Genomic DNA, 12366 nt, shown 5'->3' with positions numbered 1-12366 from the left:
TATCCTGATTTCTGCATAGTATGAAAGGACTGTATGTGAATCAAAAGGAAACGAGTATGCGCCAATCCAGAAATTATATGTTCAGCGATGTTCTTCTAGGCACTCCGGATGCGGTAGCCAAGGTGAAGGGGGATGAAAACCACAGAGGCCTGGTGGGATATGTGTATTTTTACGGAAGTGCCGGCGGCTCCCTGGTGCTGGCCGAGATCGAGGGTCTGCCCTATGAAGATCAGAAATGTCCCAATGGAATCTTTGGCTTTCACATTCATGAAGGCAATACCTGTACGGGAACCCCTGAGGATCCCTTTGCAGATACGAAAAACCACTGGAATCCGGAGGGGTGTGAACATCCGGAGCATGCGGGGGATATGCCCTCGCTGTTTGGGAACCGGGGATTTGCCTGGATGATGTTCTATACCGATCGGTTTTACCCGGAGGAGGTTGTGGGCAAAACCGTTGTGATACATGATATGCCGGATGATTTCCGAAGTCAGCCCTCGGGAGATTCCGGGAGGAAGATTGCGTGCGGAGAAATTATTTAATTTACTGGGAAATCCCATGGAAAATGAAAGCCAAAAGCTGCCTGCCCAGACAGAGACAAAGGCACAGACGAAAGAAAAATAAGGAATAGGTTTTATTCCATCCAATTTATGATATAATAGATCCCGTGTGATGTGATTATAATTGATACTAAAGGATGGAAGATGTATGGAAGTAAAACGTGTGGAGGATTCTTTGACAGAGCAGACGTATCTGCTGATGCCTAAGCACAGCAATGGATATGGAAGGCTGTTTGGAGGAAAGCTGGTAGAGTGGATTGATGAGATGGCGGGGATTGTATCCCGCCGCCACTGCCAGACAGAGACCACTACAGCCTGTATTGATAATCTGAACTTTAAGGCCAGCGCCAAGACGGGGGATATGCTGGTGCTTCGGGGAAAGATGACATATGTGGGGACAACCTCTATGGAGGTCCGGGTGGATACCTATGTGGAGGATTTAAACGGACTCCGGAAGATGATTAACCGGGCATATCTTGTTATGGTGTCTGTGGACGAGAACAATAACCCCATACCGGTCCCCGGCCTTGTAATTGAGACAGAGTCCCAAAAAGCCGAGTGGGAGAGCGGTATGAAGCGTTACGCACTCAGAAAGCAGAGAAGAAAAGAAGGATATTAGCCTAAAGTTATGCCGGAGGCTGAAAGAGGGCAAGGTCCGGAGGAAAGAAGGAAGCATATACAAAGAAGAGAAACAGGGCGGCCAGGACGGCACATGAAATCCACGCTCCTGCCTCTGTTCCTTTTCTCTGGAAGGGCGAATGCGTAAGCAGGCGCTGACTGAGAAAACAGGAAAGACCTGCGGAGATGAGAAATACGGCAATGTCGGCTGCCAGATAGTTTTTGCCCAGGATACCTGTATAGGTATAAAAAAGAACAGGGATGGCGCACAGTCCGGCAAGGAGGCTTAACAGATGAGCGGTGAAAAAGCGCGGATATGTGCCTCTGAGCAGAAGTCTTTCTATAAAAAGAAAGACGAGATAGGGGAAAAATAACAGCTTCAGATGCTCCCAGGTGGATTCATTGACTGGTGAGATAAAGGCAGCCAGGGGATTCTGACCTGAATATTCGTATAAAAAGTGCAGGAGGCTTCCCGCTGCGGCGACAAACAGAAAGCCGGCCCAGTGAAGATACTTGATTTTCCGGTGCATAGGTTTCTCCTCTTTTTTTCAAAGTAAAACAGAACGAAGCAAACTATAAAAGGTTCTACCTGATACTTTATGCAGTTTTTTGGGCTTTATCCTAAAAAACAGCAAAGGACAGGTGGAACTTTTTTCTATTACAGGGTATACTTAAGGGAAAAGAGTGCCAAAAGGAGAGTGTCAGAATGAATCCAGCATATAAAAAGCTTATGAAATGTTATGACTGTTTTCAGAAAAAGATAAATTTTAAGCCCCGGGCAGCATTGGTTCTGGGCTCTGGGCTGGGAGATTACGCAGAAACGATTCAAATTGCAGATACACTGGACTACAAAGAGATAGAGGGATTTCCGGTTTCCACAATTCCGGGACACAGAGGCAGGTTCGTCTTTGGATATGTGGGGGAGGTACCTGTAGTGATTATGCAGGGAAGAGTCCATTATTATGAGGGATACTCTATTGAGGATGTGGTGCTGCCGGTCCGTCTGATGAAGCTTATGGGGGCAGAGATTCTGTTTCTCACCAATGCGGCAGGGGGTGTGAATACTGAGTTTCAGGCAGGAGACTTTATGATGATCACGGATCATATATCAAACTTTGTTCCTTCCCCGCTGATAGGGGAAAGTATTCCCGAGCTTGGGGAGCGGTTCAGTGATATGAGCCAGGTATATGACAGGGAGCTTCAGGAAATCATAGAACGTACGGCGGCAGAACAGAAGATCCCACTGCAGAAAGGCGTGTACATCCAGCTTACAGGTCCTAATTTTGAGACCCCTCACGAGGTGAAAATGTGCCGGATTCTGGGAGCGGATGCTGTGGGAATGAGCACTGCCTGCGAGGCTATGGCCGCAAACCATATGGGCATGAAAATCTGCGGGATTTCCTGCATTACCAATCTGGGATGCGGGATGACGGATCAGCCTCTCAGCCATCTGGAGGTCCAGGAAATTGCCGACAAGGCTGCCCCCATGTTTAAAAAGCTGATTACGGAAAGTATTTTGGCTATGAATAAAATTGTGTAGAAGAAAAGAGAGTATCAGAAAATAAAACCAGACAGATATAGGAGAACTTATGAGTGAAAAAATTGTACTAATTGACGGACACAGTATACTGAACAGGGCTTTTTACGGTCTGCCGGACCTTACCAACGCGGAGGGTCTGCACACCAACGCCATCTACGGCTTTTTAACTATATTATTTAAGACGCTGGAGGAGGAGAACGCCCAGTATCTCACGGTTGCCTTTGATGAACACGCACCCACCTTCCGGCACAATATGTATGAGGCCTACAAGGGGACGAGAAAACCTATGCCCCAGGAACTGCGGGAGCAGGTTCCTATTATCAGGGATGTCCTGGAGGCTATGGGCGTAACGATTGTTTCCAGGGAGGGGTACGAGGCAGATGACATCCTGGGCACCCTGGCCAGAAAAGGAGAGGCGGCAGGTATGGAAGTCACCGTGCTTTCGGGGGACCGGGATCTGCTGCAGCTGGCCACGGAGCACGTAAAAATACGGATTCCCAAGACCAGAGGGGGTAAGACAACCGTAGAGGACTATGACGGCAGGGGGGTGTTGGAGGCCTATCAGCTGACACCGCCCCAGATCATTGAGCTAAAGGCCCTCATGGGGGATTCTTCTGATAATATACCGGGAATACCGGGGGTAGGAGAGAAAACAGCCACTAAGATTCTGCTGGAGTACGGCACTATTGAAAATGCCTATGCCCATGTGGAGGAGATCAAACCCAACAAGGCAAAGGAATCCTTAAAAGAACACTATGATCTGGCTAAGCTGAGCAAGGAGCTGGCAACCATCTGTACAGACTGTCCGCTGGACTACAGCTTTGAGGAGGCCAGACTGAAGGATTTGTTTACCCAGGAGGCCTATGAATGGTTTAAAGAACTGGAATTCAAAAACCTTTTAAACCGTTTTGAGAATACTTCATCAAAAAACAAGGCAGAGGAGCATTTTCAGAGAGTTACTGATCTTTCACAGGCAGATGCCTTTCTGTCTAAGGCAAAAAAGGCTGACCGGGCCGGAGTGCACCTTCTTCTGGAGAAGGGAGAGGTTCTGGGGCTTGGGGTGGCCCTAGGGGAAAAAGAGAAAATAGAAGCAGCATTTTTCCCTGTGGAGGGATTTCTCACAGAAAGATATCTTCTGGAACAGCTGGAAGGGATCTGCAGAGGGGCGGGACAGACCGCTTCACTGAACGTGAAGGAGATGCTCAGTAGGATACAGATTGAGGAACACTCAAGGATGTTCGACGGAGGGATCGCCGCTTACCTTCTGAATCCTCTGAAATCTGCCTATACCTACGACGACATTGCCAAGGAGTACCTCGGGCTTATGGTGCCTGCCCGGGAAGATTTGCTGGGAAAAGTTTCCTATAAAAAGGGGCTGGAGGAAAAAGAAGAGGAAGTGACGGTGAGCTGCTGCTACATGGCGTATGTGGCACTGGCCGGTATAGAGCCTTTGACAAAGGCTCTGGAGGAGACGGGGATGCTTTCCCTTTTCCGCGAGATGGAGATGCCTCTGCTGTTCACCCTGCATGACATGGAGGCTGCGGGGATCCAGGTGGAAGGGGAGGAACTGAAGGAGTACGGAAGCCGTCTGGAGGTCAGGATCAAAGAGCTGGAGAGCATTATTTACCAGAAAGCAGGAGAGGAATTCAATATCAATTCTCCCAAGCAGCTGGGGGTCATCCTATTTGAGAAGATGCAGCTTCCCGGGGGGAAGAAGACGAAGACCGGCTATTCCACGGCTGCGGATGTCCTGGACAAACTGGCGCCGGATCACTCTGTGGTTGCGGATATTCTGGAATACCGCCAGCTGACCAAGCTAAAGTCCACCTATGCGGACGGGCTGGCAAATTATATTGGTGAGGACGGAAGGATTCACTCGAATTTTAACCAGACGATAACGGCAACGGGGCGTATCAGCAGCACAGAGCCTAATCTTCAGAATATTCCGGTGCGCATGGAGCTTGGGCGTCTGATTCGTAAGGTATTTGTGCCCAGAGAGGGCTGCATCTTTCTGGATGCAGATTATTCCCAGATCGAACTGCGGGTTCTGGCGCATATGTCCGGGGATGAAAAACTCATACAGGCATACAGCGAGGCCCAGGACATTCACCGTATGACGGCCTCTCAGGTCTTTCACGTGCCCTTTGATCAAGTGACGGATCTTCAGCGGCGGAATGCGAAGGCAGTGAATTTTGGAATCGTATACGGCATCAGTTCCTTTGGCCTGAGTCAGGACCTGAGTATTACGAGAAAAGAGGCTGCCCAGTATATAGAGAATTATTTTGAAACGTATCCCAAAATCAAAGGGTTTCTGGACGGTCTGGTGAAGCAGGGAAAGGAACAGGGGTATGTGACCACACTGTTCGGAAGAAGGCGTCCGGTTCCGGAGCTAAAGTCCAGTAATTTTATGCAGAGATCCTTTGGGGAGCGGGTGGCGATGAATGCGCCTATTCAGGGAACTGCGGCAGATATTATTAAGATTGCTATGATCCGGGTCAATGAGGCGCTTAAGGAGAGAAAACTTGAGACAAAGCTGATTCTCCAGGTTCACGATGAGCTTCTCCTGGAGGTGTATGAAGAAGAATTGGAGGAGGTGTCCCGTATCCTGGAAAAGGAAATGAAGCAGGCTGCGGACCTGGCAGTGTCTCTGGAGATTGATATGCATACCGGAAGAAACTGGTATGAGGCCAAATAGGCCGTGAAATAAAGGTAGAATTCCGCTGTAACTTATGATAAAATGCTTTCGTGGGTGTCCGAAGCCGGGAAGGGCGGGGCACCCCGGCAGGAGGAGGAAGAGTATGAGAGTGATTGGAATCTCCGGAGGTGTGGGCTCCGGAAAAAGTTCCGTGCTGAACTATATAGAAGAGAATTATGATGCCCGTGTGGTGCAGGCAGATGAAGTGGGATATCTGCTGATGCTTCCCGGCGGTGACTGCTATCAGGAGGTAATAGAGCTGTTCGGTGAGTGGATTGTGATGGAAGACGGCACTCTGGACAGAATGAAGATTGCAGAGATTGTATTTCAGAAAAGAGAGATGCTGGACCGGCTGGACGGTATTATCCACCCGGCGGTGAAGGAATACATAAAAAAGGAAGTGGCCAGGGCAGGAAAGGAAGATGTTCCTTACTTCTTTATAGAGGCCGCTCTTTTGATAGAGGAAAAATACGATGAAATCTACGATGAGCTCTGGGTGGTATACTGTGAGCCCCAGGTGCGCAGGGAGCGCCTCCGGAATGACCGGGGGTATACGGATCAGAGAATCGATGAGATTCTGGCCAATCAGCTCAGCGATGATGAATATGAAGCTGCCGCAGACTTTGTACTTTACAACAGCGAGGATGTGGAGCATACCCATTTACAAATCGACCGAAGGATGAGAAAATATGAAACTATGTAGTATAGCCAGCGGCAGCAGCGGGAACTGTATCTGTGTAGGCAGTGACAAAACTACCCTGCTGGTAGATGTAGGCATCAGCAAGAAAAAAGTAGAGGAAGGGCTCAATACCATTGATATGACGGGGCGGGATGTGAACGGGATTCTGATTACCCATGAGCACTCGGACCATATCAAAGGACTTGGAGTATTTGTACGGAAGTACGAGGTGCCTGTGTACGCTACGCCGGGAACCATTGAAGAGATCAAAAGATGCAGTTCCCTGGGAAAACTGCCGGAAGGCATTTTCCGTCCCATTGAGGCGGATGAGAATTTTGAGATAGAGGATTTGAAGGTAGAGCCGTTTACTATTTCACATGACGCAGCCCAGCCTGTGGGATATAGGATCCGCCATCAGGACAAGTCAGTGGGGATTGCCACTGACCTGGGAAAATACACGGATTATATTGTGGAAAAGCTGGCCGGATCGGATGTGCTGCTTTTGGAGGCAAATCATGATGTGAACATGCTTCAGGTGGGGCCGTATCCCTACTATCTGAAACGGAGGATACTGGGAGAGCGGGGCCATCTGTCCAACGAGCTGGCCGGGCGGCTTCTGTGTGAACTGCTCCACGACAACCTGAAGTCTGTGATGCTGGGGCATCTGAGCAAAGAAAACAACTACGAGAAACTGGCCTATGAAACCGTATGTGCGGAGGTGACCATGGGAGATAATCCCTACCACTCCAAAGATTTTCCCATACAGGTGGCGCACAGGGAACAGGCATCAGAAATGATCTGCTTTTAAGCTTTCATACATAGGAGGATGTGAGAAAATGAAAAAAACCATTATTACTGTTGTAGGAAAAGATACTGTTGGAATTATTGCAAAAGTATGTACGTACCTTGCGGAGAATCAGGTAAATATCCTGGATATCTCCCAGACGATTCTGGATGGATTTTTTAATATGATGATGATTACAGACGCGACCAAATCTCCCAAAGAAATCGGGGAGATGGGAAAAGAGCTGGAAAAGGTGGGAGAAGAGATTGGTGTTATGATTCGCTGCCAGCATGAGGATATTTTTAACAAAATGCACCGGATCTGAGATGGAAGATACAGGATGAACAAAGGAAGGATAAGTACATGATTAATATATTTGAAGTACATGAAACCAACAAGATGATCGAACAGGAGAATCTGGATGTACGTACCATAACCCTTGGAATCAGCCTTTTGGACTGTATTGACTCCAGTCTGGAGGAGGTAAACCGGAAGGTGTATGAGAAGATCTCCCGTCTGGCCAGAAATCTGGTAAGCACAGGGGATGAGATTGAAAAAGAATACGGGATTCCCATTGTAAATAAAAGAATTTCTATTACTCCAATCTCCCTTGTGGGAGCTGCCGCCTGCAAAACACCGGAGGATTTTGTGACCCTTGCACGGACGCTGGATCAAGTGGCAAAAGAGGTGGGAGTGAATTTCATCGGGGGATACTCTGCGCTGGTGTCCAAAGGGATGACCCCTGCGGACGAGATGCTCATCCGGTCAATTCCCAAGGCTCTTTCTGTGACAGAGCGGGTGTGCAGTTCCGTGAACCTGGGATCCACCAAGACAGGAATCAATATGGATGCGGTAAAGCTTATGGGTGAGATTATCCTGGAAACTGCAGAGTATACCAAAGAGCAGGATTCCTTAGGATGTGCCAAGCTGGTGGTGTTCTGCAATGCGCCGGACGACAATCCCTTTATGGCAGGGGCATTCCACGGCGTCACAGAGGCAGATGCCATCATCAATGTGGGGGTCAGCGGACCGGGTGTTGTGAAGACCGCACTGGAAGCTGTCCGGGGGAAAGACTTTGAGGTTCTGTGTGAGACAATTAAGAAAACAGCCTTTAAAGTTACGAGAGTTGGACAGCTGGTAGCTCAGGAAGCATCCAGAAAGATGGGGATACCCTTTGGTATCATTGATCTGTCCCTGGCACCGACTCCGGCGATCGGTGACAGCGTGGCGGAAATTCTCCAGGAAATCGGCCTGGAATATGCCGGGGCACCGGGAACCACAGCCGCCCTGGCCCTTCTCAATGACCAGGTGAAAAAAGGCGGGGTAATGGCATCCTCCTATGTAGGGGGCTTAAGCGGGGCATTTATCCCTGTAAGTGAGGATCAGGGCATGATCGATGCAGTGCTGGCCAATGCCCTCACTCTGGAAAAATTGGAAGCCATGACCTGCGTCTGCTCCGTAGGACTGGATATGATTGCCGTTCCGGGAGATACCAAGGCGTCCACCATATCCGGAATCATTGCTGATGAGTGCGCCATCGGTATGGTAAACCAGAAGACCACCGCGGTAAGGCTGATCCCCGTGATAGGGAAAACCGTGGGAGATACCGTGGAATTCGGCGGACTTTTGGGATATGCGCCGGTTATGCCGGTGAATCCGTACTCCTGTGAGGCATTTGTCAACAGGGGAGGAAGAATTCCTGCGCCGATTCACAGCTTTAAAAATTAATGAAAGGGGACAGGGCTGTCTGAGTTTGGGACACCCCTTGCCTATTTTGGGACGTGTACTTTCTAGAAAGTACACGTCCCAAATTTCGTTAAAAGTTTAACTTGACAAAAATGGTTAGAATGATCTAACCTATAACTGGAAAGACTAAACTATAAAGTATGTCAGCAAGGACACGAGGAGGAATTCACATGAAAATATTATTTTTTGATACCAAAACTTACGACAAAGAATCGTTTAATAAACAATTGGAGCATTACCCGGAGATTGAGATTGAGTACCTGAAGGCGGATCTGGCCCCCAGAACGGCGCCTCTGGCTAAGGGATATGACGCGGTCTGCGGGTTTGTAAGCTCTGATGTGGGCTCAGAGACTATGGATGCGCTCCGGGAAGCCGGAATTAAGCTGATTTTGATGCGCTGTGCCGGATACAACAATGTGGATCTGGAAAAGGCTGAGGAGTATGGCATCAAGGTGATGCGTGTGCCGGGATATTCCCCGGAGGCGGTGGCAGAGCATGCCATGGCCCTGGCTCTTACGGCTAACCGCAGGATTCACAAGGCTTATGTTAAGGTAAGGGAAAATGACTTTAGTTTAAGCGGCCTGATGGGATTTAATTTCTATGAGAAGACGGCAGGGATTGTGGGAACTGGTAAGATTGGGGCGGCTATGGCAAAGATTTGCCGTGGATTCGGTATGAAGGTAATTGCCTATGATGTACACCGGAATCCGGAACTGGATTTTGCGGAGTATGTGAGCCTGGATGAACTGCTGTCAAGAAGTGACCTTATCTCACTTCACTGCCCTTTGATGGACAGCACCTATCACCTAATCAACAGGGACACCATTGCCAAGATGAAGGACGGGGTAATCCTGGTCAATACCTCCAGAGGAGGGCTGGTGAAGACAGCGGACCTCATCGAGGGTATCCGCGCCCGGAAGTTCTTTGGAGTAGGCCTGGATGTGTACGAGGAGGAGACCAACAATGTGTTTGAAGACCGTTCCGATGAAATCCTGGAACATTCCACTACTGCCAGACTGTTATCCTTCCCCAATGTGATGATTACCTCACACCAGGGATTCTTCACCCAGGAGGCACTGGCGGCAATCTCAGGAACAACCCTGGACAATGCTGTGGCTTTCCAAAAGGGAATCCAAAACGGCAACGAAGTGTCGGCCTAAACCGGGATCAGGAGATAAGGATCCCCCGGGTAAGCTCATGGCAGAATGGCCTGCGATATTTGGCGGCCAGAATACTTTCATATAGGTTAGAGGCAAAAATCTCTTTTTCAAATACCCGATACGCTGTATCTGAGAGAATGTCTTTTGCCGCAGCAGGGCGGGAAATCACCGGAATCCCCCCTGCTTTTTTTATGGCTGACAAAAGGCAGGAGGCCTCTTTTCGAAATCCCAGGATGCGGGCATAGGGAGCCCGGGGAGGAATATCTCCTGCCGTGATCTCCAGAAGGATATGGAGCAGGGCCCTGCTGATGCGGGTATACGTCATATCCCTGGTTTTCAGAATCTCCGTAAAATAGGAAACACTGTCGCACTGGTTGATCTGACGGAGGATCCGTCGTCCCAGATCCGGAGACACATCGCAGTAGCGAAGAAGCTGCCGTTGGGCATCCTCCCGGGGGCAGGCGGATGTTTCCAGAAGAAGCTTATACCGGAGCAGAAGTGAAAAGTCATCCTCATTTACAGGGCCGTGTACCCCCAGGGCATCGGCAAAAATCCGGTAAGCAGCTGAAGGCATCTGCCCCTCCAGAAAAGAGAGCCCCTTCCCGGTATCCATGGCCTTTCGGATGGCGCTGGCAGAACTCATGGTCTCCTGAAGGGCCTCATCGTGATATCCGTTTCCTCTGCGCTGTATGGTGCAGGGGCTAATAGAAGAATTCAGCTCCTTTAAAGCCCGGCAGTATTCAATCCCCAGGATGTTATTCGGGGCAGTGATGAAATCCCTGATCCAGCCGGAATCCTCTCCCTGTTCGGCGAGGTATGCCTCCAGACCTGCCTGGCGGGCGGCGGGAAAGGACTTCCCTTCTCTTAAGGCGGATTTTAAACACTCAGAGTAAGTGGCCGGATTCTCCTGAAGGATGGACGCCGCAGTGTTAAACGGACGGAGGTCTCCGGCCTCGCTCCCAAAGCAAAGGGCGTCTACCACCCCCAGACTGTCCAGAAGGGAAACCGCTCCTCTCGAAAAGTACTCAGCGCTTCCGGAAGCGTAGCAGACGGGAAGCTCCAGAACCAGATCCGCCCCGCAGTCCAGTGCCATACGGGTGCGGGTATATTTGTCGAATATTGCAGGTACGCCCCGCTGTACATAATCGCCGCTCATTACTACAAGCACATAGTCGGCCCCGGTCAGAGCTTTGGCCTGGTTCATATGATAGGCATGTCCGTTGTGAAATGGATTATATTCTGTAATCAGAGCTACTGTTTTCATAGGCGTGCAGGCTCCCCTCTAAAATTATGGTATCTTTTATTTGACTGCATTATACGCAGAACCGGACTAAAAATCAAGAGAAAGTAAGAAGTCTGCCGCCTTTGGGGTGTATAAATTTGGAAAACCCAGGAAATAATCCATGTATTGAATTAAATACAATTTTGTGGAGGATTAAGGGGGCTGAAAGCCTTGTGCCTGTAAATAAAAGGTTGTATAATTGTGATAAGTGAGGCTTTCCAGGGAATTGGTAGCTTCCGATATCAGGAAGAAACGGTGAAAACCAGCAGAAGAAAGGAGTCAAAAAAATCATGGGATTTATTGACGTAATTAAAGAGAGAGCAAAATCAAATAAGAAAACAATTGTACTTCCGGAGACCGAAGACCGCAGAACATATGAGGCAGCCGCACAGATTTTAAAAGAAGGAATTGCCAATGTAGTTCTTGTAGGAAGTGAAGAAGAAGTAAAAAAAGGAAGCGAAGGACTGGATATCAGCGGGGCTGTTATCGTTGACCCGGCAGCTTCCGATAAAACAGCCGGTTACATAGACAAGCTGGTAGAATTAAGACAGAAAAAAGGAATGACACCAGAGCAGGCTAAGGAAATCCTGTTAAATCAGTATTTATACTACGGTGTTATGATGGTAAAAATGGGCGACGCTGACGGAATGGTATCCGGCGCCTGCCACTCAACAGCAGATACTTTAAGACCTTGTCTCCAGATCCTGAAGACAAAACCCGGAACCAAATTAGTGTCCGCATTCTTCTTAATGGCGGTACCAGACTGCGAATATGGTGCAAATGGTACTTTCGTATTTGCAGATTCCGGTCTGAACCAGAATCCCAATCCGGAAGAACTGGCAGCTATCGCAGCATCTTCCGCAGAATCCTTCCAGCTATTAGTTCAGGAAGAACCAGTGGTTGCTATGTTATCCCACTCCACCATGGGCAGTGCAAAGCATGCTGACGTAGATAAAGTAGTGGAAGCTACCAAGATTGCAAAAGAACAGAATCCGGAACTGAAGTTAGACGGCGAATTCCAGCTGGATGCTGCCATTGTTCCAAGCGTGGGACAGTCAAAAGCTCCCAACAGCCCGGTAGCCGGAAAAGCTAACGTGCTGATTTTCCCGGATCTGGATGCAGGAAACATCGGATACAAATTAGTACAGAGACTTGCAAAAGCAGAAGCTTACGGACCTGTGACACAGGGTATCGCAAAACCGGTAAACGACTTATCCAGAGGATGCTCTGCTGAGGATATCGTTGGTGTTGTTGCCATTACTGCTGTACAGTGCCAGGCCGAGTAAGGAATAATAAATCTAC

General features: G+C 49.0%; 12 protein-coding genes. 10 read left to right on the top strand and 2 right to left on the bottom strand.

The window, feature by feature from the left end:
* Window positions 1–56 precede the first annotated feature (56 nt).
* Complete coding sequence (locus tag ACGHCT_RS14635; protein WP_242975726.1) at window positions 57–542, top strand: superoxide dismutase family protein; 486 nt, start codon at window positions 57–59, stop codon at window positions 540–542.
* A 166-nt stretch (window positions 543–708) separates the two neighbouring features.
* Complete coding sequence (locus tag ACGHCT_RS14630) at window positions 709–1179, top strand: acyl-CoA thioesterase (RefSeq protein WP_390436547.1); 471 nt, start codon at window positions 709–711, stop codon at window positions 1177–1179.
* A gap of 7 nt (window positions 1180–1186) precedes the next feature.
* On the opposite strand, the gene ACGHCT_RS14625 is transcribed toward ACGHCT_RS14630, so the two are convergent.
* Window positions 1187–1708 (bottom strand): DUF6512 family protein, encoded by a 522-nt coding sequence (locus ACGHCT_RS14625; RefSeq protein ID WP_390436546.1) that lies wholly within the window; start codon window positions 1706–1708, stop codon window positions 1187–1189.
* A 176-nt stretch (window positions 1709–1884) separates the two neighbouring features.
* On the opposite strand from ACGHCT_RS14625, the gene ACGHCT_RS14620 reads away from it, so the two are divergent.
* The 7 genes from ACGHCT_RS14620 (at window position 1885) to ACGHCT_RS14590 (ending at window position 9782) form a co-directional block, all read left to right on the top strand.
* Window positions 1885–2718: a purine-nucleoside phosphorylase gene (locus ACGHCT_RS14620; protein ID WP_072852201.1), complete on the top strand. Its 834-nt coding sequence runs from the start codon at window positions 1885–1887 to the stop codon at window positions 2716–2718.
* Between the two features lie 49 nt (window positions 2719–2767).
* Window positions 2768–5413 carry a DNA polymerase I gene (gene polA / locus ACGHCT_RS14615; protein WP_072852199.1) on the top strand — a complete coding sequence of 882 codons (2646 nt, stop codon included), beginning with the start codon at window positions 2768–2770 and terminating at the stop codon, window positions 5411–5413.
* 103 nt (window positions 5414–5516) lie between these two features.
* A complete protein-coding gene (coaE, locus tag ACGHCT_RS14610) occupies window positions 5517–6116 on the top strand; it encodes a dephospho-CoA kinase (protein WP_390436544.1) in 600 nt (199 codons plus the stop codon).
* Window positions 6103–6900, top strand: a complete 798-nt coding sequence (locus ACGHCT_RS14605; protein ID WP_072852194.1) for an MBL fold metallo-hydrolase — start codon at window positions 6103–6105, stop codon at window positions 6898–6900. The genes coaE and ACGHCT_RS14605 overlap by 14 nt, the downstream gene beginning before the upstream one ends.
* A gap of 28 nt (window positions 6901–6928) precedes the next feature.
* Window positions 6929–7201 carry an ACT domain-containing protein gene (locus ACGHCT_RS14600; protein ID WP_072852192.1) on the top strand — a complete coding sequence of 91 codons (273 nt, stop codon included), beginning with the start codon at window positions 6929–6931 and terminating at the stop codon, window positions 7199–7201.
* A 38-nt stretch (window positions 7202–7239) separates the two neighbouring features.
* The gene (locus ACGHCT_RS14595; RefSeq protein ID WP_072852190.1) at window positions 7240–8604 is read left to right on the top strand and encodes a PFL family protein; all 1365 of its coding nucleotides are present in this window, start codon (window positions 7240–7242) and stop codon (window positions 8602–8604) included.
* Window positions 8605–8792: 188 nt separating this feature from the next.
* Entirely contained in the window at window positions 8793–9782 is a 990-nt protein-coding gene (locus ACGHCT_RS14590) for a 2-hydroxyacid dehydrogenase (RefSeq protein ID WP_072852188.1), read from the top strand.
* 7 nt (window positions 9783–9789) lie between these two features.
* Here the strand turns inward: ACGHCT_RS14590 and ACGHCT_RS14585 are convergent, their stop codons facing one another.
* A complete protein-coding gene (locus ACGHCT_RS14585) occupies window positions 9790–11046 on the bottom strand; it encodes a nucleotidyltransferase (RefSeq protein WP_390436542.1) in 1257 nt (418 codons plus the stop codon).
* A 308-nt stretch (window positions 11047–11354) separates the two neighbouring features.
* Between ACGHCT_RS14585 and pta the strand changes: the two genes are divergently transcribed.
* Window positions 11355–12350, top strand: a complete 996-nt coding sequence (pta, locus tag ACGHCT_RS14580) for a phosphate acetyltransferase (protein ID WP_072852184.1) — start codon at window positions 11355–11357, stop codon at window positions 12348–12350.
* Window positions 12351–12366: the final 16 nt, after the last annotated feature.

Source organism: Lactonifactor longoviformis (assembly GCF_042848515.1).
Lineage (GTDB): Bacteria > Bacillota > Clostridia > Lachnospirales > Lachnospiraceae > Lactonifactor > Lactonifactor longoviformis.
The sequence above is the reverse complement of the archived record's forward strand: the minus strand, read 5'-3'. Positions and strand labels throughout refer to the sequence as shown.